22 protein-coding genes are annotated in these 22799 nt (G+C 60.4%); 16 read left to right on the top strand and 6 right to left on the bottom strand.

The window, feature by feature from the left end; genetic code table 11:
* The first annotated feature begins 384 nt into the window (after window positions 1–384).
* The 3 genes from RUI03_RS13395 to RUI03_RS13385 all read left to right on the top strand — a co-directional run bounded on the left by RUI03_RS13395 (window position 385) and on the right by RUI03_RS13385 (window position 4520).
* Complete coding sequence (locus RUI03_RS13395) at window positions 385–2592, top strand: S9 family peptidase (protein ID WP_317287969.1); 2208 nt, start codon at window positions 385–387, stop codon at window positions 2590–2592.
* A 132-nt stretch (window positions 2593–2724) separates the two neighbouring features.
* Window positions 2725–3939: a PQQ-dependent sugar dehydrogenase gene (locus RUI03_RS13390; RefSeq protein WP_410795953.1), complete on the top strand. Its 1215-nt coding sequence runs from the start codon at window positions 2725–2727 to the stop codon at window positions 3937–3939.
* Between the two features lie 59 nt (window positions 3940–3998).
* Window positions 3999–4520, top strand: coding sequence for a CreA family protein (locus tag RUI03_RS13385; RefSeq protein ID WP_317287967.1), 522 nt, complete (start codon window positions 3999–4001; stop codon window positions 4518–4520).
* On the opposite strand, the gene gcvA is transcribed toward RUI03_RS13385, so the two are convergent.
* Entirely contained in the window at window positions 4517–5443 is a 927-nt protein-coding gene (gene gcvA, locus RUI03_RS13380; RefSeq protein WP_317287966.1) for a transcriptional regulator GcvA, read from the bottom strand. The two genes, RUI03_RS13385 and gcvA, sit on opposite strands and share 4 nt — an antisense overlap.
* 130 nt (window positions 5444–5573) lie before the next feature.
* Between gcvA and cysG the strand changes: the two genes are divergently transcribed.
* The 9 genes from cysG (at window position 5574) to RUI03_RS13335 (ending at window position 12871) form a co-directional block, all read left to right on the top strand.
* On the top strand, window positions 5574–6968 hold the full coding sequence (gene cysG / locus RUI03_RS13375; protein WP_317287965.1) for a siroheme synthase CysG: 1395 nt from the start codon (window positions 5574–5576) through the stop codon (window positions 6966–6968).
* The gene (locus RUI03_RS13370) at window positions 6965–7351 is read left to right on the top strand and encodes a DUF2849 domain-containing protein (RefSeq protein WP_317287964.1); all 387 of its coding nucleotides are present in this window, start codon (window positions 6965–6967) and stop codon (window positions 7349–7351) included. Before cysG ends, RUI03_RS13370 begins: the two co-directional genes overlap by 4 nt.
* On the top strand, window positions 7351–9021 hold the full coding sequence (locus RUI03_RS13365) for a nitrite/sulfite reductase (RefSeq protein WP_317287963.1): 1671 nt from the start codon (window positions 7351–7353) through the stop codon (window positions 9019–9021). The genes RUI03_RS13370 and RUI03_RS13365 overlap by 1 nt, the downstream gene beginning before the upstream one ends.
* Complete coding sequence (locus RUI03_RS13360; RefSeq protein WP_317287962.1) at window positions 9008–9397, top strand: DUF934 domain-containing protein; 390 nt, start codon at window positions 9008–9010, stop codon at window positions 9395–9397. The genes RUI03_RS13365 and RUI03_RS13360 overlap by 14 nt, the downstream gene beginning before the upstream one ends.
* Complete coding sequence (locus RUI03_RS13355; RefSeq protein WP_317287961.1) at window positions 9394–10113, top strand: phosphoadenylyl-sulfate reductase; 720 nt, start codon at window positions 9394–9396, stop codon at window positions 10111–10113. Before RUI03_RS13360 ends, RUI03_RS13355 begins: the two co-directional genes overlap by 4 nt.
* 66 nt (window positions 10114–10179) lie before the next feature.
* On the top strand, window positions 10180–10566 hold the full coding sequence (gene rbfA / locus RUI03_RS13350) for a 30S ribosome-binding factor RbfA (protein ID WP_317287960.1): 387 nt from the start codon (window positions 10180–10182) through the stop codon (window positions 10564–10566).
* 87 nt (window positions 10567–10653) lie between these two features.
* The gene (locus RUI03_RS13345; protein WP_317287959.1) at window positions 10654–11082 is read left to right on the top strand and encodes a hypothetical protein; all 429 of its coding nucleotides are present in this window, start codon (window positions 10654–10656) and stop codon (window positions 11080–11082) included.
* Window positions 11083–11227: 145 nt separating this feature from the next.
* Window positions 11228–12196: a tRNA pseudouridine(55) synthase TruB gene (gene truB / locus RUI03_RS13340; RefSeq protein WP_317287958.1), complete on the top strand. Its 969-nt coding sequence runs from the start codon at window positions 11228–11230 to the stop codon at window positions 12194–12196.
* A 99-nt stretch (window positions 12197–12295) separates the two neighbouring features.
* Window positions 12296–12871 carry a hypothetical protein gene (locus RUI03_RS13335; RefSeq protein WP_317287957.1) on the top strand — a complete coding sequence of 192 codons (576 nt, stop codon included), beginning with the start codon at window positions 12296–12298 and terminating at the stop codon, window positions 12869–12871.
* Here RUI03_RS13335 and truA read toward each other — a convergent pair.
* From truA to def, 3 genes are read right to left on the bottom strand one after another with little or no spacing between them, the layout of a single operon-like run.
* Window positions 12868–13611 carry a tRNA pseudouridine(38-40) synthase TruA gene (gene truA, locus RUI03_RS13330; RefSeq protein WP_317287956.1) on the bottom strand — a complete coding sequence of 248 codons (744 nt, stop codon included), beginning with the start codon at window positions 13609–13611 and terminating at the stop codon, window positions 12868–12870. The genes RUI03_RS13335 and truA overlap by 4 nt on opposite strands.
* A gap of 2 nt (window positions 13612–13613) precedes the next feature.
* Window positions 13614–14561, bottom strand: a complete 948-nt coding sequence (gene fmt / locus RUI03_RS13325) for a methionyl-tRNA formyltransferase (protein WP_317287955.1) — start codon at window positions 14559–14561, stop codon at window positions 13614–13616.
* A gap of 7 nt (window positions 14562–14568) precedes the next feature.
* Window positions 14569–15084, bottom strand: a complete 516-nt coding sequence (def, locus tag RUI03_RS13320; protein WP_317287954.1) for a peptide deformylase — start codon at window positions 15082–15084, stop codon at window positions 14569–14571.
* 200 nt (window positions 15085–15284) lie between these two features.
* On the opposite strand from def, the gene rmuC reads away from it, so the two are divergent.
* The gene (rmuC, locus tag RUI03_RS13315; RefSeq protein ID WP_317287953.1) at window positions 15285–17378 is read left to right on the top strand and encodes a DNA recombination protein RmuC; all 2094 of its coding nucleotides are present in this window, start codon (window positions 15285–15287) and stop codon (window positions 17376–17378) included.
* 69 nt (window positions 17379–17447) lie between these two features.
* Here the strand turns inward: rmuC and RUI03_RS13310 are convergent, their stop codons facing one another.
* Both RUI03_RS13310 and proB read right to left on the bottom strand, forming a co-directional pair.
* Entirely contained in the window at window positions 17448–18707 is a 1260-nt protein-coding gene (locus RUI03_RS13310) for a glutamate-5-semialdehyde dehydrogenase (RefSeq protein WP_317287952.1), read from the bottom strand.
* Window positions 18704–19825: a glutamate 5-kinase gene (gene proB / locus RUI03_RS13305; protein ID WP_317287951.1), complete on the bottom strand. Its 1122-nt coding sequence runs from the start codon at window positions 19823–19825 to the stop codon at window positions 18704–18706. The genes RUI03_RS13310 and proB overlap by 4 nt, the downstream gene beginning before the upstream one ends.
* Before the next feature lie 333 nt (window positions 19826–20158).
* On the opposite strand from proB, the gene RUI03_RS13300 reads away from it, so the two are divergent.
* The 3 genes from RUI03_RS13300 (at window position 20159) to RUI03_RS13290 (ending at window position 22675) form a co-directional block, all read left to right on the top strand.
* A complete protein-coding gene (locus tag RUI03_RS13300) occupies window positions 20159–20497 on the top strand; it encodes a P-II family nitrogen regulator (RefSeq protein WP_317287950.1) in 339 nt (112 codons plus the stop codon).
* A 26-nt stretch (window positions 20498–20523) separates the two neighbouring features.
* Window positions 20524–21864, top strand: a complete 1341-nt coding sequence (amt, locus tag RUI03_RS13295; protein WP_317287949.1) for an ammonium transporter — start codon at window positions 20524–20526, stop codon at window positions 21862–21864.
* Between the two features lie 127 nt (window positions 21865–21991).
* On the top strand, window positions 21992–22675 hold the full coding sequence (locus RUI03_RS13290) for a TorF family putative porin (RefSeq protein ID WP_317287948.1): 684 nt from the start codon (window positions 21992–21994) through the stop codon (window positions 22673–22675).
* Window positions 22676–22799 lie beyond the last annotated feature (124 nt).

Below are 22799 nucleotides of genomic sequence, written 5' to 3'. Positions count from 1 at the left end.
GGTTTGGACGTGAACCCTGAGGGACATCAGAAAGCGTTCAATGACACTGAAGTCGTGCGTGGCGGCGCTGTCGCTGTTCGCGGGGACGACGGCGGCTCAGGATGTGGGGCTGACCGAAGCTGTACGGGCAACTGCCCAAGACGATTATCATCAATGGGCCATAAGTTTGAGGAAGGCCTTGATCGGCAGGCGAGCGTTACGCCGACTAACAGCCCGGCCATCGCAAGTCTGCTTACGGTCTGGCGGCGCTTGTGGCCGGCGGGGTCCGAAGGCCTGAACCGGCGGATTGGTGTTTGGAACAAAAATGGTTAAAGATCGGACGGTGGCCTGCGGGTCACCCTTTTTTGACTCTTTGCATCGACGCCCCCTTCGGAGACCATGACCATGCGGCGCCTCTTCTTGACCTTTTCTGCCCTGACCCTCATGGGCGCCTGCGCCTCGATGACCAATACGAAGGATCAGCCTCTTATGGTGAAACGCCAAGCCGATTTGGTAGCCCCGATCGCGGAGAAACGTCCGCTTGAAATTATCCAGCACGGGATTTCCCGCACGGATAATTTCGCTTGGCTGCGCGACGACAATTGGCAGGAGGTCCTGCGTGACCCCAGCGTTCTGAAGGCGGATATTCGCGAGTATCTGGAAGCGGAAGTCGCCTATTACGAGGCATCGACCGAGCATCTGGACGGTCTGCGCAAGACCCTGTTCGAGGAAATGCGCGGCCGGATCAAGGAGGATGAAACCTCTGTTCCCATGCGCGACGGTCCGTACGAATATTATGTGCGGTATCGCGAGGGTGGCAACTATCCGATCTATGCCCGCCGGACCGAAGAAGGTGCCGAGGAGCAGGTGCTTTTTGACGGCGACAAGGAGAGTGAAGGGTCTGAATTCTTCAACATCTCCGACGTCGATGCGTCACCAGACCATGAACTGATTGCCTACAGCCTCGACCGCGTTGGTTCGGAATATTTCGATATCCGTATCCGGAATGTCGCCACGGGTGAGGAATTTGCCGAGACGCTGACCTCCACCGATGGCGGGGTGGTCTGGGCCGCTGATTCCAAAAGCTTCTTTTATATTGAACGCGACGACAACCAGCGTCCCAAGCGCGTCTGGCACCACGTCCTGGGGACGGAATCCTCCACGGACCGTCTGGTCTATGAGGAGGCCGATGATGCCATGTTCCTTGGCCTGGGCCAGACCTCATCCGAGAAGTATCTGATTGTCGGCATCGGCAATGGCGTGACCAGCGAGGCCTATGTGGTGCCGCTCGACAAGCCTGAAGCCGAGCCCCGCCTCATCGCACCGCGTGTGAAGGACGAGCTTTATGATGTCGATCATCGAGGCGACTATTTCTACATTCATACGAATGCTGATGATGCCGTCGATTTCAAGATCGTTCGCGCCCCTGTCGACAATCCTGGCCGTGAAAACTGGGAAGACTGGCTGCCGCATCAGTCCGGTCGGTACATTTCCGGTCTCGTGACGTTCAAGGACTATCTTGTGCGCATGGAGCGTGAGAACGCTGTGCCGCGCATAGTGATCTCCGACTACGATGGTGTCGCGCATCCGATTGATGTTGATCAGGCGGCCTATGCGCTTGGCCTCGACGGCTGGGGAGAATTCGACACCGAATGGGTGCGGTATACGTATGAATCGCCGTCCCAGCCTGAACAGACATTCGACTACAACATGAAGACGAAGGAGCGTGTCCTGCGCAAGACGCAGGAAGTGCCGTCCGGTCACAATCCGGACCTTTATCAGGTCGACATGATCATGGCGAAAGCGCGCGATGGCGAGGAAATTCCCGTCATGGTTCTTCGCCTGAAATCCGTGCCGCTCGACGGTACAGCACCGCTCCTTCTGTATGGTTATGGCAGCTATGGCGCCTATATCCCGGACAGCTTTTCAACCTCTATCCTGTCCATGGTCGACCGCGGTGTCGTCTATGCGACGGCGCATATTCGCGGTGGCTCGGCCAAGGGCCGCCAGTGGTATCTGGATGGCAAGCTGGCCAAGAAAAACAACTCGTTTACGGATTTCAACGACAGCGCTCATGCGCTGATCGACCTTGGCTATACGTCGAAGGGCAATATCGTCTCCTATGGCGGCTCGGCCGGCGGCCTTCTGGTCGGCGCATCGGTCAATCTCGAGCCGGATCTGTTTGCTGGCGTCATGGGTGCTGTGCCATTCATTGATGTCATCAACACAATCTCAGATGACACCTTGCCCCTGACGCCGCCCGAATGGGATCAGTGGGGTAATCCGATCACCAGCGCTGAGGAATATGGCTGGATCGCGAGCTATTCCCCCTATGACAACATCAAGCCGGGCGTTGCCTACCCGCCAATTCTGGCAACGGGCGGCCTTGCCGACTACCGCGTCACCTATTGGGAGCCAGCCAAATGGATCGCGCGCCTTCGCGATGAGACGACCGGCGGGCCGTTCCTGCTGCGCATGAACATGTCGGCAGGGCATGGCGGATCGGCTGCGCGATTTGAGCGTCTCGATGAGCGGGCTCATCTTTACGGCTTTGCGCTTGATGTGATGAACAAGATCGATGCCGAACCTGTCGCGCACAATTCAGCCGACTGATTTGGTTTGATCCTGATGTCGATGCCGTCCCGCCCTGCTGCGCGGGCGGCTCGACAGGGGCGGGCTTCGCTCTAGTTTCACTTCAACACTTCTGTTGGAGATATGACGATGCCCTCATGGACCACCTGCCTTCTGACGTCTGCTGCGCTGCTTGCCCTCACCGCTTGTGAAGGTGGCGGCGCCGATGCTGGGCCTTCTGCCGCGGCGGATGCGGCCCCATCGCAGCCCATGGCCAAGCAACAGACATCTGAACCAGAGGCTGATGGCGCGGACGAAGAAGCAGTCGACGCGATCTTCACGACCGAAGCCGTGGCACAGTTCAGTGAGCCGTGGGCGATGACCTTCCTGCCCGATGGCCGGATGCTCGTCACGGAAAAGCCCGGCGCGCTCTATGTCGTGACGCAATCGGGCGACAAGGGGGAGATCACGGGTGTCCCCACGGTCGACTATGGCGGCCAGGGCGGATTTGGTGATGTGGCGCTGCATCCCCAATTTGCAGACAATGGCACCATCTACGTGTCCTATGTAGAGGCGGGTGAGGATGACACGCGCGGCGCCGTCGTGGCGCGCGGACAGCTGGCCCTGACGGACGCCGGCGGGACGCTGTCGGACCTTGAAGTGATCTGGCGCCAGAATCCAAAGGTGACGGGACGGGGGCACTATAGTCACCGCATCCTGTTCACGCCGGACGGACAGCACATTTTCATTTCATCGGGCGAGCGCCAGAAATTCGATCCGGCGCAGGACATGCAACAGAATCTGGGCAAGATCATTCGCCTCAATCACGATGGCTCCGTACCTGATGACAATCCCTTCGCAGATCAGGGTGGCGTCACGGCAGAGATCTGGTCGCTCGGCCATCGCAATATCCTGGGTATCGCTTTTGATGCCGAAGGCCAGCTTTGGGAGCATGAGATGGGTCCAAAGGGTGGCGATGAATTCAACCGCATCGTGAAAGGCGAAAATTACGGCTATCCGACAGTCTCCAACGGCGATCACTATGATGGTCGGCCGATGCCGGACCACGACACGCGTCCAGAATTCATGACGCCGGAAGAAAGCTGGACCCCGGTGATCAGTCCTGCTGGACTGATCATCTACAAGGGTAACCAGTTCCCCGAATGGACCGGTTCGGCGCTGATCGGAGGGCTGTCCTCGCAATCCCTCATCCGCGTCGCCTTCGACTGCCCGCTCGATAATCGCGACATCTGCGAGGCTGAGCGCTTCAACATGAACCAGCGCATTCGTGAAGTTGAAGAAGGTCCTGATGGGGCCATCTGGCTGCTCGAGGACGGCAGCAGCAATGGTGAAAGCGGTGGGCGTCTGTTGAAGCTCACGCCCGCCTGACCGCCAAGAAAATCAGGTGAAGAGTAGTAGGGCGCCTGCGGGCGCCCTATCTATTGGTCATGATGAACAAGCCTGCCGCCTGTATCGCCCTTTCCGCCCTTGTCCTTCTTGCCGGCTGTGGTCGCAAGGACACAAAGGAAGTCGGCGAATTCAAGAACGATCTCTATGGCAATGAGATCAAGGTCGAAGCGTTGAGCGACCCTAAGGTCACCGGCGTGACCTGCCATCTGACCTATTTCGATCGCGGTGTCTGGGACCGGGCGATCAAGGGCAACTGGTTCGAGGACCCTTCCAACAGCTCCATCGCCTGTCGACAGACCGGCCCTATCGTGATCGGTGACATCGATCGCGACAAGAACGGCGAGACGGTTTTCACCCAGCGGCAGAGCCTGGTCTTCAAATCGATCGCCGTGCGCCGGGTCTATGACCCGGATAATGAGACGCTGATGTATATCGTCTATAGTCGGAAACCGGTGGATGGCTCCGCCAAGATGTCCCTCTCAACGGTCGCCCTGTATGGCGGAGATGCGCGTTGGGCGGACGGAACCGTGGTGACCCTGTCTGGTGACGCCGCGCCTTAGGCGTCGACGAGTACCGGTGGTGAATTGGTTTCGTGGGCTGATGCTTCTGCCTTCAGCCAGGCGATAAACGCTTTGACTTCCGGCAGGGCTGCCTTCGCTTCCGGGTGGACCAGCCAATAGGAGAAGTCCGTTGGCGTTGTCAGATTAAAGGGGATGACCAGCCGCGCCGCTTCAAGATCGGCCACAGCCAGCGCGTATTTGGCCAGGGCGACGCCCCGGCCTGCAACGGCCGCTTCAATGACCAGTGAAGACTGATTGAAACGCGGTCCCCGCGTGCCGTTCACTTCGCTGCCGGCCGCGCGCAGCCACATGGACCAGGTTGCGATCTCGTGATCATTGCCATCGTCGTGCAGCAGTGTGTGACTTGCCAGATCGTCGACCTGCCGCAGCGGCTTGTCGCCGGTCAGGAGAGATGGCGCGCAGACAGGCACGATCCGCTCACGCATCAGGAGCGTATTGGTCAGGCCGTCATAATTGCCGCGGCCATAGCGAATGGCCAGGTCCACATCATCGACCGAGAAATCCACGACCTCCATGTCGGCATGGACGTAGACGTCAATATCGGGGTGCAGCTCCTGAAACGCGTCAAGGCGCGGCACCAGCCATTTGGATGCAAAGGAGGGCGCGACCGAAAGCGCAAGACGCCCTGATCCCCGCTCCATGGTCATCAGGCGCGCTGCCGCTGCCAGCCTGTCAAAACCGTCCCGCAGCGAGGGCAGGGAGGAGATGCCCGCATCGGTCAGTGACAGCCCCTTCGGATCGCGTCTGAATAACGGTACGCCCACGGTTTCTTCCAGCAGCTTGACCTGCTGACTGATCGCGCCTGGCGTGACCGACAATTCGTCGGCCGCCTTCGTGAAGGACAGGTGCCGCGCCGCCGATTCAAAGGCGCGCAAGGCGTTCAGGGGGGGCAGTCTCCGCATGGGCCTTCCTTACTTCGGCGCATTAGGTTTTCTATCGCAATGATAGAGAAGCTTTCTGTTGCCAGATGACGATCGCATCTCCATCTTGCGGTGACAGAAATAAGCCTTAGAAATTCTGAAAGCAAGCGCGATGCGGTACTTTCCAGCCTTTTTTGACCTGAAGGACCGACCGGTCTTTGTCGTCGGCGGCGGCGAGCTCGCGGTCCGCAAGCTGCGACTGTTGTTGAAGGCCTCCCCGCAGATCAAGGTCTTTTCGGATGTGCAATGGTCCTCGGAAATAGATGACTTCAGCGGCGTCGAGGTCATCCCACGGCATCTGCGGGATGAGGATTTTGCGGTCCGTCCGGCTCTCCTCGTGGCGGCCACGGACGACCCTGATATTGATGGTGAAGCTGCCCGTTTAGCAAAACTGCACGGCGTGCCCGTCAACGTCGTTGACCAGCCGGAACTGTGTGATGTGGTGATTCCCTCGATCGTTGATCGCGGTGACGTGGCAATCGGCATTTCGACGGGCGGTGCCGCGCCTGTTCTGGGTCGCCGGCTGCGTGAGCGGATCGAGTCCCTGTTGCCGGCCCGACTGGGTGAGCTTGTGGAATTTGCGCGTGTTCGGCGCGATGTGGTCGCCGCGAACGTGGCACCCGGTGAACGTCGCCGGTTCTGGGAGCGCCTGTTCGAAGGCCCGGTGGCCGAAGCGGTCTATGATGGCGACATGACTGGGGCTGCGCAGGGTTTTGACCACGCGGTCGCGGCCGGTGGCGCGGCCATTGGCAGTATCCATATTGTGGGCGCCGGTCCGGGTGACCCTGAGCTTCTGACCCTAAAGGCGCTGCGCGTGCTGCAGGAAGCGGACATTGTTCTCTACGACAATCTTGTCTCGACCGACATTCTCGACCTCATCCGACGGGATGCGGAACGGCGTTATGTGGGCAAGCGCAAGGCCGACCACTCCATGCCGCAGGAAGATATCGGTGCGCTGATGATTGACCTTGCTCGCGCGGGCAAACGTGTCGTGCGCCTGAAGGGCGGCGACCCATTCATTTTTGGCCGCGGCGGCGAAGAGCTTGAGCAGGTGCGCGCTGCGGGCCTTGACGCCGTGGTGGTGCCGGGCATTACCGCAGCAGCCGGGTGCGCGGCGGCGGCATCGACGCCCCTGACCCATCGCGGCATGTCCCAGGCCGTGTCCTATGTGACGGCGAGCGCAGGTGGTGGCGGTGCGCCGGATCTGGACTGGGCCGCCCTGGCCCGGCTGAAGCACACCGTCGTGGTCTATATGGGTGTTGGCCGCGCCGGTGAGGTGGCCGCCAGCCTGATGGATGGTGGGCTTGATACAAGGACGCCGGTGGCGGTCGTTGAAAAGGGGACCACGGCCGATCAGAAAATCCTGCGCACCACGCTTCGTGATCTGTCCGTAGACATTGTCCGCGCCGCCATCGTCGGTCCTGCGGTCCTCATCATTGGCGAGGTCGCGGCCAAGGCGTCCGGACACGGACTGACTGAATTTCTACAAGAGGCAGAAGCGGCATGAGCGCCACGGTAAAAAAACCAGATACGCCGGCAGAAAAGCCGGCGAAGATCAGCGTGGGCGGCGTCAAAAAGGGCCGCAATGAAGGCCTGAAGATCGTCACCGCCAACCGTCTGGTTGACGGCGTCGTCGTCTATCAGACCGATGACCAGCAGTGGACAGAGGATCTCGGCGCCGCGACCATTGTCGAGGGAGAGGATGCACTCGCCCTCTTGGACTGGGCCCTGACCGATGAGGGTCATGTGGTGGGCCCTTACCTGATGGATGTCGATGAGGCCGAAACGGGCGTTCAGCCTGATGGCCGTGGACGCCTGCGTGAAGAAATCCGGGATCGGGGACCGACGATCCATCCCCAGTTTGGCCGTCAGGCCCGAGGACAAGCATAATGTATCAATATGACGCCTACGACAAAGCGCTGGTGCAGGCGCGGGTCGATGATTTTCGCGATCAGGTCGAACGCCGCCTGTCCGGTGCGCTGACCGAAGATGAGTTCAAGCCGCTGCGCCTGATGAATGGCCTCTATCTGCAACTGCATGCATACATGCTGCGCGTTGCCATTCCGTACGGCACCCTGTCATCGGATCAGTTGCGTGTGCTCGGGTCGATCGCGCGGGATTTCGACAAGGGCTATGGCCATGTGACGACACGCCAGAACATGCAGTTCAACTGGATGAAGCTGGTTGATGTGCCGGATATTCTGCAACGCCTGGCCGATGTCGAGATGCATGCCATCCAGACATCGGGGAACTGCATCCGCAATGTGACCAGTGACCCCTTCGCTGGTGTTGCAGCAGACGAAATCGAAGATCCGCGCGTCTGGGCTGAAATCATTCGTCAGTGGTCGACGTTCCATCCGGAATTCTCTTTCTTGCCGCGCAAGTTCAAGATCGCAATCAGCGCCAGTGAAGAAGATCGTGCGGCCGTACAGGTGCACGATATTGGTCTTCTGCTGACACGGAACGATGCGGGTGACGTTGGCTTCCGCGTGCTGGTCGGCGGTGGTTTGGGGCGGACGCCTTATATTGGTGAAGTCATCCGCGACTTCCTGCCCAAATCGCAACTCCTTTCCTATCTCGAGGCGATCCTGCGCGTGTATAACGTGCACGGACGTCGCGATAATATGTACAAGGCGCGCATCAAGATCCTCGTCAACGAGATGGGGGTCGATAAATTCCGGGCCGCTGTCGAAGAGGAGTGGGAGACGTTCCGTGCGATCGGGCAGGGGGGCAGCGTGGACTTGCCGGAGGCCGAGCGCGCGCGCATTGCCGCCTATTTTGAGCCGCGTGAGCTGACGCCTGATCCTGAAGGGGATGCTGTGTTGGCGGCGGAAAAGGCCGCCGACCCTCACTTTGCAGCATGGGTTCGTCACAATGTTCATCCGCATAAGGTCGAAGGCTACGCGATCACGACAATCTCACTGAAACCGACCGGCTTGCCGCCCGGCGACATTACGGATGTGCAGATGGATGGGTTGGCGGATATTGCTGATCGTCTGTCCGGCGGTGAGCTGCGCACGACCCATGAGCAGAATTTCGTCCTGCCGTCCGTCGCAAAGAGTGATCTTTATACCCTGTGGCAAGCGCTGGATGCGATTGGCCTTGGCACGTCCAATGCCGGTCTGATCTCGGACATCATTGCCTGCCCCGGCCTCGACTACTGTAATCTGGCCAATACTCGCTCAATCCCCGTTGCCAACCGGATACAGGAACGGTTTGCTGACCGGGGGCGTGAGGAATTGATCGGCAGGCTGAACATCAAGATTTCAGGTTGTATCAATGCCTGTGGCCACCACCATGTGGGTCACATCGGTATTCTTGGCGTCGACAAGAAGGGTGAGGAATATTATCAGGTAACGCTGGGCGGTGCCGCGGATTCCCAATCGTCGATTGGTGAGGTGGTGGGCCGCGGCTTGTCGACTGAGGCTGTTGTCGATGCTGTCGAGCGTCTGGTGGAGACTTATCTGAGCCTGCGGACCGGCGAGGCCGAGGCGTTTATTGATACTTACCGGCGCCTTGGCGCTGCACCGTTCAAGGAGGCGCTTTATGAAGCGGCTTGAGTGGAAAAACGATCAGCTTGTTGAGGGCGGCGCTCCTCTGACAGATGCGCTGTTGATCGATAATGATGCCGATCTGGCGGCCCATCCCGTGGCGTTGGAGGGTGTCGATGCCGTGGCGCTGGTGTTCCCGAAATTGCGGGATGGTCGCGCCTTTACTCAGGCGCGCATTCTTCGGCGTCAGGGTTTCACCGGCGATATCTGCGCACGCGGCACGCTCTTTCGGGACCAGGTGCTCTTTGCCCTGCGCTGCGGCTTCACCAGCTTCGAGCTGGACAAGGATTATGACGTGGACGGTCTGTTGCAGAGCATTCGCGTCTATCCGGCGTTTTACCAGCGCGCCATTATCGGCGGCCCGGTTTGGGAGGCGCGAAAATGACACTGTCTGCTTCTGCCGAAAACAGCGTTGATATCCGTGAGGCTCGGGCCCGATCGCTCGCGGCGAAATACGCCAATGCGACGCCCAGCGAAATTCTGGACGTCGCAATCAATGAAGAGTTCGTGGATGAGATTACACTCGTCTCCTCCTTCGGTGCGGAATCCGCCGTGCTCCTGCATCTCGTGGCGCAAGTGGCACCGGACACGCCGGTTCTCTTTATCGACACGGGCAAGCATTTCGCCCAGACACCCATCTATCGGCGCAAGCTGGCGCGGCAGCTGGGCCTGACGAATGTCATCGATCTCAAGCCTGCCACCGATGAAGCGGCGGAGATCGATCCCGATGGCTCGTTGTGGCAGTCCGATACCGATGCATGCTGCACGTTGCGAAAAGTCCGTCCCCTGAACAAAGCGCTTGATGGCTATTCAGCCTGGATCACTGGCCGCAAGCAGTTCCACGGCGGGGCACGCGTGCATCTGCCGGTTTTCGAATTCAAGGGTACCCATTTCAAGGTCAATCCGATCGTCAGCTGGAAGCCCGAGGATGTGGATACCTATTTCAAGGCCCATGACCTGCCGCCGCATCCGCTGGTCGAGCAGGGTTTTCCTTCCATCGGGTGCTGGCCTTGTACCCATCCGGTGGCACCTGGCGATGATGTGCGTGCCGGCCGATGGCGGGGACAGTCAAAGACAGAGTGCGGCATCCACCGCAGCTGATCGCGGACGGTTACCAAGCGCTGCCGAGCCATTGATGTCTGACCGCCGCTCACCTACCTAGCGCGAATGGCTAAACGATTTTCCACGACCGCAGGACCCTCCCAGCGCCAGTTGCGCGCGGGCGAGCTGATGCGGCACGTCCTCGCAGAAATTTTCCAACGCGGTGAAGTGCATGACCCGGACATGCCCAGGGAGCCGATCACGATCAGCGAAGTGAAGGCGTCCCCCGACCTGCGCAATGCGACGGTCTTTATCTCCGTCCTGGGGTCCGACAATGTCCAGGAAGCGGCGAAAAAGCTGAACGTCGCATCGGGCCGCATTCGCGCGGCCATGGGGGCAAAGTTGACCATGAAATACACGCCGCAGCTGGTGTTCAGGGCTGACGACCGATTTGACGAGGCCGCGAAGATCGACAAGCTGCTGAATCGCGACGACGTAAAACGCGATCTTTAGGGAACCTGTCTACAGGTTAACAATTCCTTTGACAAAACCCGCTCCGCCAGAGAGAGTTGGGATAGTGTATCAAAGGGGCTATTGACCATGTTCTTCCGGAGGAAACAGCGCGACGCTGCTGCAGAAACGACAGCAGATACCGCCGATCTGGCCGCAGACGCTGCCGTTGAGGGGACTGCCCCCGAATTGGTAGAAGTCAGTGAGCTGTCAGCTGACGCTGAAACCGACACGTCGCACAGCCTGACCGTTGCTGAAACGGGCACCGAACTGGACAACACATCCGAAACGATCCGCCTGTTCCCAGGCTTTGAGCGGGATGATTTTGAAGTTGGCTACCGCACGGGCGGCGATGTGCCAGCGCTTGTTCTGCGGTGGAAAGACGGCGGTGAATGGTTCACCATGCCGGGTCTGTTCAATCGCGGTATCCTGTCGGCCATGGATGAGCGCGAAAGCGCTTCCGACCTGAACCGTCTGCTTCGCAACTACGGTTACGACGTCGAAGCTGACCGCAGCTGATCGGCTTCGACAGGCCTGTTTTTGGCGGCTCCGCGTGGCGGGGCCGCTTTTTTATGGTCTGAACGCACAATCAGGAATGGCTCTTTGGCGTCAGAGCCGCTAATCGCCCCGCCTTACCCGAACGAAGATGTGAAAAGGTGACGTGATGGCACGGCGCAAAAAGGGCAGGGCGGTCGATGGCTGGCTGGTCCTCGACAAACCCTACGACATGGGATCAACCGAAGCGGTATCCAAACTGCGATGGCTCTTTGATGCTCAGAAGGCCGGACATGCGGGCACCCTGGACCCGTTGGCCACAGGCATTCTGCCGATCGCCTTCGGTGAGGCGACGAAGACCGTCAGTTTCATTCAGGATGGCCTGAAGACATACCGCTTTACCGCTCGCTGGGGGGCTTCGACCACCACCGACGATCTTGAAGGTGATGTGTTGGAGACGTCGGACCATCGCCCGAGCAAGGCTGACATCTTGGACATTCTGCCGGAATTTACTGGCACGATCGAGCAGCGGCCACCGGCATTCTCCGCCATCAAGATTGACGGTGAACGGGCCTATGATCTGGCCCGGGATGGCGAGGCCGTTGTGCCGCCGGCCCGGGAAGTGACGATCCACTCCCTGCGGCTGGTCGACTGCACCAGTGCCGATGAGGCCGTGTTTGAAGCTGTGACGGGCAAGGGGACCTATGTGCGGGCCGTTGTCCGCGACATGGCCGAAGCCTTGGGCACGCGCGCCCATGTCTCGGCCTTGCGCCGCACGGCCGTGGGCCCCTTCACCGAGGATATGGCGGTCACTTTCGAAGAGCTGACCGGGCGTGATGCTCTGGCGCGGCTGGAGCCGGGTGACCGGAATGTCGACCGGTATGACGACCACCTGACCGGCATTGAGCAGGCGATGACCGAATATCCGTCGGTCAGCATCGGTCGGAGTGAGGCCGCACGCCTGTCCTCGGGCGGCGCCGCTATTCTGCCAATTGCGCAGGTCGGTCCGATCCGCAACGGGCAGGCGGACGATATCGAACCGGTTCTCGCCATGGAAGGTGACCGGCCCATCGCCCTTTGCCGCCTTGAAGGGCTGAAACTGCTGCCGACCAAGGTGTTTAACATCGGCGGGCACTGATTCACTCTTCCTTGGCTGATGCGGGTTAGGGAAAGGAAATTTGCAGCGGGGCGACCCGCTGCTATGTTGCCCCTTACCGCTAGCTGAAGGAGGCCGCTCATGCGCCTCATCGCCACTCTCATCGCATCGTCTGCCGCTATGGTCTCTGCCAGCGCGCTGGCGCAGTCATCGGGCGCCGGGACCGGGCCCAAGGTCCTGCCCGCGCCGCCACCCTTCGCAATGAACGAGGCTGCACGGTGCGCTGTGGTTTATGCACAGATGCTTGATGCCTTGCAGTCAGCGCCGAACGTGCCGTCCCATATCCGTCGGGGATTCAAGGACGCTTTGGCGGTGTGGGAATATGAATTGTCGCGCTCCTCGCCCGGGGCCGGTGCTGCTGTGCTGCAGAAGGCAGCCAATGATGCCGCCCAGGCCGTTCATGACGATCTGCCAAAAGGGGACACTTCCGACGCCGCTCAGGCCCGCGGGACGTTCCTGCAGGAATCCGCTGCCACCTGCGCCAGCAAGATCACGATTGCCTATGATCGCCGCGTGCACCCTGTCATCCCCTACCTGCGCAAGGCCGAAGTGGCGGTTGAACCCGGGGTAACCGGCACGGCGACAACGTCGGCACCGATTTCCGCCAGTGAAGGCCCCAAGTCCCAGGCGCCATCGGCGAAACGTAGCCTGCGCTAGGCGGGGTAATCCGCCTTCACGAAATAGAGCCCACTGGCCGGGGCCACCGGCCCGCAAAGGGTCCGGTCGCAGGCGTCCAGCATCTGGCGCGGCCAGTCCACGCCCTGCCGCCCCAGTCCCACCTGCGCGATGGTGCCAACAAGAGACCGCACCTGGTTATGCAGGAATGACGGCGCGTGCAGTCGGCAGACAACCTCGCCATCGACCCGTTCCACATCGAATTGCGTCAACGTTTTTACCGGACTCTTGGCCTGGCAATGGGCCGATCGGTAGGTCGTGAAGTCGTGCAGGCCCAGTAGGGCACTGGCGGCGGCCTGCATCTTTTCGTGGTCGAGGGCATGTCGCACATGCCAGACCCGGTTCTGTTCGAGGGCCGGGGGCGACCGCCGATCCACCAGGCGATAGCGGTAATGCCGCCCGGTACAGGAAAAGCGTGCATGGAAGTCGTCGTCGACGGCAGCGGCCTCAAGAACCGTGATCCGGTGATCCCGCAAATGGGCATTCAGGCCGTCTCTGACTGTATCGGTCGGAAAGGCCTTTTGCAGGTCGATGTGCGCTGTCATGGCAATGGCATGGACACCGGCATCGGTCCGTCCGGCAGCATAGACGGGTGAAGCCGCGCCACTGAGCGCCGCACCGGCTGCCTCGATCGCCTGCTGCACGGAGGGGCCATTGTCCTGCCGCTGCCAGCCGACGAGGCCGGTCCCGTCATATTCGATGTCGATGCGATAGCGCGGCATGATCAGCCCAGGCGGTCGCCAGGTTTGATCGGCATCCCGCGCAGAAATTCGCTAGCCGGCTGCGCCGCCTTGCCCTCGCGCTGGAGGGTCAGCAGCCGAACGGTCTGTCCGTCGCCAGCCGCCACATCGATACCCTCATTGCCAGCACTGACAATGGTGCCGGGTGCAGCGGACGATGGGGTATCACCGCCTTGTGACAGGACGAGCTTGAGGCGGACAGGGTCGTTGCCCTCCCGGAGAAGCTGTGTCTTGGCGCCCGGAAATGGCGACAGGCCCCGGATATGGGCGTCGACTTCAGCCGCTGGTCGGGTCCAGTCAACGACCGCTTCGGCACTATCGATCTTGGAGGCGTAGGTAATGCCATCTTCTGATTGCGGATGCGGTACAATACCGCCGCGGGAGAGGGCCGCCAACGCCCGGGGCAGCAGCTCTGCACCCACATGGGAAAGATGATCCGTCAGCTTGTCAGCGGTCATATGCGGATCGATCGGCACGGTCTCGGACAGGAGGATCGGGCCTGTATCGAGCCCTTTCTCCATCTGCATGACCTGCACGCCCGTATGGCGGTCGCCCGCCATGATCGCCCGTTGGATCGGCGCAGCCCCCCGCCAGCGGGGCAGAAGGGAAGCGTGAACGTTGATGCAGCCAAGCTCGGGCGCTTCGAGAATGGCGCGAGGCAGGATCAGGCCATACGCGACAACCACGGCCACTTCCGCGCCCAAGGCGGCAAACGCTTCACGATCTTCGCTGGCCTTGAAGTTCTCTGGTGTCCGCACTTCCAGCCCGTGCTCAAGCGCGAAGGCATGGACCGGCGACGGGGTGAGCTTGTGGCCACGGCCCGCTGGTCGCGGGGGTTGGGTATAGACCGCAGCGACTTCATGCCCATTCGCAACCAGGCTCGCGAGGGAGGGCACGGCAAAGGCCGGCGTCCCCATGAAAATCAGGCGCATTGAACCCTCAGTAGGCGGCGGCCAGCCGCTCTTTCTTCAGTTTTTTCATGATCCGCTCACGCTTCAGGCGCGACAGATGGTCGATGAACAGGACACCCTCGAGGTGGTCCATTTCATGCTGAATGCAGACCGCCAGCAGGCCTTCCGCTTCAAGCGTTTGCGCATTGCCGTTGTAATCGACATAATCAACCACGCAACGAGCGGGACGTTCAACTTCGTCATAGAAGTCCGGCACCGACAGGCACCCTTCTTCATAAGGCTGCAGGTCGTCTGACGGGTCTCTGATGACGGGGTTCACGAAGTAGCGGGGTTGTGGCGGCTCGTCCTTGTCGGCGAGGTCCATCACGATTATCCGCAAGGGGACACCGACCTGGATGGCGGCGAGACCGATGCCGGGGGCATCATACATGGTCTCCAGCATGTCATCCATCAGGGCGCGCAGTTCGTCCGTCACCTCGGAGACGGGTTTGGAAATTTCGCGCAGGCGCGGATCAGGGGCGGTCAATATGGGACGAATGGACATGGGGTGGAGGTAAGGGCGAGTTGCGGCCGGGTCAATCCGCCCGGTACCACTGCGATTGGTTTGAAGGGCGAAACGAGGCAAGTCATGAGCTAAGGTTAAGCTGGCACGGCTCTCGCTTTTATCAAACTGGTGGCATACGCTGTTCCCAATAGGGGACGACTTACTGTTTGTCGGTTTGGGAGTTTGCCGGGAAGGCTAGTATGAAGAGTATCTTGAAAAGCGTCGGCAACGTGCTTGATGCGCCAATCCCGATGGAAGAGGAAATGGCGCGCGCCGAGGCGCAATTGCGCAATATTTCCGGCCAGGCGTCGGATGGATTTTTCAGTCAATACGGCCTTTGGATCTTCTTTGTGGTGGTGGCAGCCATTGTCGGCATCATGCTGCTGATGATCGCCGGACGCTATCGCCGCCAGCGCACGGGCGTTGAAACCCAGGCTTCTCCGTTGTTCGAGTTCGAAGGGGACGATGAAATGTCAGATAATCGACGCTACCCGGCCGATGACGGTGAGTTTGCTGAAGTCATCTTCGATGATCCTCAACCCTACGCCACAGATGCCGAGGCCGATACTGTAGACCATGACGAGGACAGCTCGCCGATCGACTGGTCCGATGAGGGGGAGACACCGTTCGAGACCGTGAGCGCAGATGACATTGGTGACGTCGAAATCGACGAGGCCGAGGTCGAGCACCCCAATGTCGTGCCGCTTCGTTCCGAAGAAACCGAGCTTGAAACCGCAGAACTCGATGAGGATGACGTCACGATTGACGTCGATGAGGAAGAGCCTGCGGACGAGATTGAGGAAGAAGAGCCGGAACAGCGCCGATATTCTTTCGCTGGTGGTCGGGAAAAGGTCGAAAACAACGCAACCTTTGTGCGTCCATCGCCAGAACCCGACCTGCCAAAACATGGCCCCTATGCGGCTGGGCTGTCGACCGACGATTATGGCCGGCCATTCGTTGCGCCGTTCATCCGCGATGATATTGAAAAAGCAGAGCGGCGTCAGTCCCAGCGGATCGACAGCATGCGCGCTGAATTCACCGATCAGTTCGAAATGCTGAAAAGTGAGCAGTCATCAAGGCTGGATCTTGTGATCTCCGCGATCGACCGCAAGCTGGAAAGCCTCGACAAACGTCACGCCAGTTCCATGCCGATTGCTGATCAGTCCCTTGAGATGGGCCGCAATGTCACGACATTGGGCCAGCAGGTGGACCGGATCTCTTCGGCCATTGAAGGGCAGGGACAGCGTATCCGTGCGATCACGCAGATCCTTGAAACGCGCTTTGCCGAAGTGGGCCTTGTCCATTCCGAGGTCAAATCCGTGTTCGACGAGATCAAATCGGTCCGTGCAGACCTTTCGGCCACCGGCGTGAAGCTGGGCGCCATGGGCAATGACATGGACGAGGTCAAAGAACATTTCGGGCGCCTTGAACGGGCGATCCTTGACCGCGCAGCACAGGACAGTGCCGTGACCGTTCGCCTCGCGGATGTGATCCGCGGCACCTTGCCTGAAGGCAGCTATTCGTTCGGGGCTACACTGACGAATGGTGAAACCGCTGACTGCCTGATCAGCTTTGACGGCCTGCGCGAGAAAATCGCCATCGATGCGGGCTTCCCGATGGAGGCCTTCCACGAGTTGCCATCCCGCGATGCGGTCCGTCGCAACCTGCCACAGGCCAAAGGCGCAGAGGACGGCTTCCGCCGCGCCATTCTGCGGGCCATTCTTGAGGCCGCCGATCGCTGCATCGCGCCAAATGAGACGGCCGATAGCTGCATCCTGTTCCTGCCGTCTGAAGCGGCGTACACGATCCTGCATGACCGCTTCCCGGATCTGGTGCGCGACAGCCAACGCGCCCGTGTCTGGCTTGTGTCGCCATCGACCCTGATGGGAACACTGCACCTGATCCGCAATCTGCTTCCGGATGCTGATGATCTTGAGCAGCGCTCGAGCCGTGCTTCGGCCCAGGCCTCCAAGAAGGAAGAGGATGAGCGCCTGCGCCAGGAAGTCACCGCCCTTCGTCGCCGTTCGGCACACCTGTCCGAAGAGCTGGAGCGGACGCGCGGCACCCTGCGCGGGTTGATCTCATCCGCCGACCAACCGGTTGAGGACGATGATCGTCCCGCCGATGACGATCTCTACGCGTCGGATTATCGCGATGCGTCGGTCAAGGAGCTGGCCGAAGAAATGGCCGAACAGCACCGCTTTGACGGTACGCCGGACTGGCAGCAGGGAAGCGGCCGGGAAAAGAAACCCACCGCCCGGTTCGATGATGACCGGCCTGACCCGCTCCGGTAAAAGACCCAAAGAACAAAAAAGCCGCGCCAGGGATTTCTCGGCGCGGCTTTTTTCATTTGGGGGAAGGGGTCATGGCCGGGTCTGGCCATTGCCTTTAACCAGATATTTATACGTGCACAGCTGTTCGGCGCCGACCGGGCCGCGGGGCGCCAGACGACCCGTGGCAATGCCGATCTCCGCGCCCATCCCGAATTCACCACCATCGGCGAACTGGGTGGAGGCGTTGTGCATGACGATGGAGCTGTCCACGGCGGCCTGAAAACGGTCTGCCGTATCCTGATTATCCGTCACAATGCTTTCAGTATGACCGCTGCCGTAAACGGCAATGTGGTCGATGGCGCCTTCGACACCGTCGACCACCGCCATGGCAATCGTGGGGCCGAGATATTCTGTGGTCCAGTCTGCCTCTTCGGCCGCCTTGATCCGGTCGTCGAACACCTGGCTGTCCTGATCGCCGCGAATTTCGCATCCCGCAGCGCTCAGGGCTTCCGTGACCAATGGTACGAGGCGGGACGCCACGGCCCGATCGATCAGCACGGTTTCTGCTGAGCCGCAAACGCCGGTGCGGCGCATCTTGGCGTTGACGATGATATCGCGGGCCATGTCGGCGTCGGCATCCTTGTCGAGATAGACGTGGCAAAGGCCTTCGAGATGGCCGATCACCGGCACACGGGCCTCGTTCTGCACGCGCTCGACGAGAGAGCGGCCGCCTCTTGGGACAACCACATCAATATTGCCGCCCGCGCCTTTGAGGATTTCACCCACTGCAGCACGGTCCGGTGTTGGCACCACCTGCGCCGCAGCTTTGGGCAGGCCCGCGCTTTCAAAGGCTGATGCCATGATCTCGCCCAGCATGCGCGATGTGTGCAGGCTGTCGGAGCCGGGCCGCAGGATCACCGCGTTGCCGGACTTCATGCAAAGAGATGCCGCATCGACCGTGACCATGGGGCGGGCCTCATAGATCACGGCGATGACGCCCATCGGCATTCGCACGCGCTCGATATGCAGGCCATTGGGTCGATCCCATTCGGCGATGACGCTGCCGACGGGGTCATCGAGATTGGCGACCATGCGCAGACCCTCGACCGCGCCGTCAAGACGGCCCTCGTCCAGAGCCAGCCTGTCCTTCATGGCATCGGACAGATGGGCGCCCGCGTCGAGGTCCTTCTGATTGGCTTCCAGAATGTCGTTCTTGCGCGCGTCCACCGCATCGGCGAGGGCCAGAATGCCTTCGCGCCGCTTGTCTGCCGGTAGTGTTGCGAGGATACGGCCGGCGGCACGGGCATCCTTGCCCAACTGGCCGACCAAGGTCGTGATCTCGTCCGTCATTGTGAATCCATCTCCAGTACAAAGTCGTCCCGGTGAAAAGCAATCTTCACGGACCGGTTCTCAATGGCTGTGGAGCTGGCTTTCGCCAGGCCAAAGCCAACCGGTTTGCCATTCGGGGCGACGACCGAGACGACGTCACCCTCTTCAAATGGCTTGTCGATGCGCGAAACGCCGACCGCGAGAAGGCTCTTGCCTTCGCGCAGCGCTTTCAGCGCACCCTCGTCCACATGGGCAATCCCGCCCGTGGGGGTCAGGCCTGCGAGCCAGCGCCGACGGGCCGGCACCATGGGGCGTGCCGCTTCGAACACCGTGGCCCGTGCTGAGCCATTGGCAATTGCGCTGAACGGTTCGGGCGTCCGGCCTGAGGTGATGATGACGCGCAGGCCCCATGAGGTCGCCAGGCGCGCCGCATCGATCTTGCTGGCCATCCCGCCCGTGCCCACAGACGATCCCGGATCCATCCCTGACTTGTCGATACGGGTCAGATATTCCGGTTTGACCAGCGAGACGTGTTTGGCGTCCGGGTTCTTGGCGGGGTTGTCGGTATAAAGGCCATCAACATCGGTCAGCAGGACGACCGTATCGGCATCTACCAGACCAGCCGCCATGGCGGCCAGGCGGTCATTATCGCCGTATCGCAGGCCGGTGGTGGCCACCACGTCATTCTCATTGATGATCGGGATGATACCCCAATCAAGAAGAGTGCGCAGGCTGGCCCGTGCGTTCAGGTACCGCCGGCGGCGTTCGGTGATTTCGGGTGTCAGCAAGATTTGCGCGGCCTTGCGGCCAACGGCAGCCAGGGCGGCTCTCCACTGCACCATCAAGTCGATCTGGCCAATCGCGGCGAGGGCCTGTTTGTCGGCAACGGTCATGCCCGCCTCGATCTGGTGCTGGCGGCCAAGCGCCACGGCACCGGATGAGACGAAACACAGGTCACCGTTCGGGCCGAGGGCCTTGATGGCGTCCGCCGCCAAGACGGTAAGGTCCAGCGGGCGCCGACCATCAGCATCGGTGGTCAGAAGTGACGATCCAATTTTGACAACAACGCGTCGCGCCGAGGCAAGGGCCGCGGCGGCGTCAAGCTCTGCTGGGGGGGTATCGCTTTCGGTATGGCTCACAAAATTTTCAATCAGTGGCTGCGCGTGTCGGGCGAACACGCATAGGAAATTGCCCGCAACATGACCCTGAACCTGCTGGCGTCAAGTCCCATGGCCCATGGCAGGCCGGAAAGAAGTACCGTTGCGGTTGGCACGCTGCCCGCTCGACTGACCTAGAGCCGAATCGACGACGGCACAGCGAGCGAATCAGGTTTGAAAGAAACGGCCCAACCTCGAGGTCATCGTGGTGTTTTCATGCAACAGCCATGTCCATTGATGCCCTAATTGTCACAAATCGGTTGCGTTGCACAAAAGTCTGGTTCTATCGTTCATAAACAATCAAGAAGAGGCCAAATGAAGCTCATTACTGCGATAATTACGCCCCAGAAGCTGGATGACGTGCGTGAGGCACTGTCTACGCTCTCCGTGTCGGGCCTGACTGTGTCCGACGTCCGCGGCTTCGGTCGCCAGAAGGGACATCGCGAAGTCTATCGTGGTGCCGAATATGAGGTCCAGTTCACGCCGAAGCTGAAGATCGAGATCGCCGTTCCGGCGTCGCTTGAGCAGCAGGTCGTGGAAACCATCGTCGAGGCGGCCAATACGGGCCGGATCGGCGCCGGCAAGGTTTTTGTCCAGCCGCTGGAGCGCGCGGTGCGCATCCGGACGGGCGAACAGGGCGAGCAAGCCCTTTAAGCGGGCTAACGAAAATAGGACAGATCATGAAACTGAAACAATTCGCAGTCGCGGCTGGCCTTTCGGCTGCCATCGGCATCTGGGCATCCCCCGCCATGGCGCAAAGCGCTGAGGAAGTGACTTTCGTCTTCAACAGCCTGTTGTTCCTGATCGGCGGCTTCCTCGTCATGTTCATGGCCGCAGGCTTCTGCATGCTCGAAGCGGGCCTCGTCCGCACGAAGAACGTGGCGGATATCTGCCTGAAGAACATGGTTCTCTATGCTGTGGCCGGCATCATGTTCTACCTCGTCGGCTACAACCTGATGTATGACGGCGTTGACCAGTTCTTCGGCTCTTTCACGACGTGGGGGCCGTCTGAGGTCGCCAGCGACGAGGTGATCGCCCTTGATACCGGCTATTCGGCTGCGTCCGACTGGTTCTTCCAGATGGTGTTCGTTGCGACAGCCGCATCGATCGTTTCCGGTGCTGTGGCCGAGCGGGTCAAGCTGTTCCCGTTTCTGATCTTTACGGTCGTTCTGACCTCCATCATCTACCCTGTCGTAGGGGCGTGGAAATGGGGCGGCGGCTGGCTCGACCAAGCCAATTTCCAAGACTTTGCCGGCTCGACCATCGTGCACTCGGTTGGCGGTTGGGCCGCGCTTGTGGGCGTGCTCATTCTTGGTCCCCGGATTGGCAAGTTCACCGACGGTCGCGTGACCCCCATGCCGGGCTCAAACCTGCCGCTCGCCACACTGGGTACGTTTATCCTCTGGCTCGGCTGGTTCGGTTTCAACGGCGCATCGCAGCTGGCCCTGGGTTCAGCGGCTGACGCGGTCGCGGTCTCGCAGATCTTTGCGAATACCAACATGGCTGCTGCCGGTGGCGTGGTTGCCGCGACCCTGCTGACGAAGGTTCTCTACAAGAAGGTCGACCTGACCATGGTGCTGAACGGCGCGCTGGCCGGTCTCGTCTCCATCACGGCCGAGCCGCTGACCCCTGCCATCTGGGAAGCGATCCTGATCGGTGCCGCTGGTGCTGTCCTCGTGACCTTCGCCATTCCGATGCTCGACAAGTTCAAGATCGACGATGTCGTTGGCGCCATTCCGGTTCACCTGATTGCCGGTATCTTCGGGACATTGATCGTGCCGGCCACCAACGGTGATGCGAGCTTCATCGCCCAGATTACAGGTGTTGCAGCTGTTGCGGCTTGGGTCATCCCGACCAGCGCCATCGTCTGGTTCGCTCTGAAGCTGACGCTCGGCATCCGCATGACGGCGGAAGACGAGATGGCGGGCGGCGATATCGCGGAACTCGGTCTCGAAGCCTATCCGGAGTTCGTTGACCGCGCACCGTCGGGCTACGCGCCGGACGCCGCAGCGAAAGCCTGACGGCTGACAAGAATGCGAAGGCGGGATGGATCCCGCCTTCATTGAGGGATCCCCGGGGCATTGGGGACGATGAGGGACGGGTGGGCTGGTATTGCCGGGCATTCGTTGGACACAACTGGAGCTAGAGATGAACAAGAAAACTCTTCTAATTGCCGCCGCTGCACTCGCAGCTGTTGGTTCTGCCCACGCTCAAGACCTTGAAGGTTTTGAAGTCAGCGGCAACGTCGCCTTCACTTCCGACTATCGCTTCCGCGGTGTGTCGCTGAGTGCTGACGAATTCGCCATTCAGGGTGGCTTCGACGCCGCTCACGAATCCGGCTTCTATGTCGGCACCTGGGCGTCTTCGATCGACGAGTTCGCCGGTAGCGAAACCGAGCTCGACTTCTATGCTGGTTACGGCTTTGAAGCCGGTGGCCTCGCATTTGACGTCGGCGCGATCAGCTACTTCTACCCAGGTTCGGACGACACCGAGTACTATGAAGTATACGGTTCGGTTTCCGGCACCGTCGGTGTTGCTGAGCTGACCGGTGGTCTGGCCTATGCGCCTGACCAGGACAATCTCGGCGACGACAACGTCTACGTCTATGCTGACGCTGGCTTCCCGCTGGGTGAATCACCATTCTCCCTCGGCCTGCACGTTGGTCTGGAAGATGGCGCCTTTGGTGACGAGAAAATCGACTACGCTGTGTCGCTCGACACATCGTATGCTGGCCTCGATCTGTCTGCTGCTTGGGTTGATACCGACGCAGAAGACTATCTGGGCGAGATCGCAGAAGGCGGCGTCGTCTTCACGATCGGCAAGTCAATGTAACGACTTCGGCGATATTTCGTCGCAATTTAGCATTTTCAGCTAAAATAGAGCGCCTCGTCGGCATTTTGTCGGCGGGGCGCTCTTGCGTTGCGGCGCATTTTGGTGTTGAGGCTATGGTATGTCT

The sequence above is a fragment of the Parvularcula sp. LCG005 genome, from assembly GCF_032930845.1.
Lineage (GTDB): Bacteria > Pseudomonadota > Alphaproteobacteria > Caulobacterales > Parvularculaceae > Parvularcula.
The sequence above is the reverse complement of the archived record's forward strand: the minus strand, read 5'-3'. Positions and strand labels throughout refer to the sequence as shown.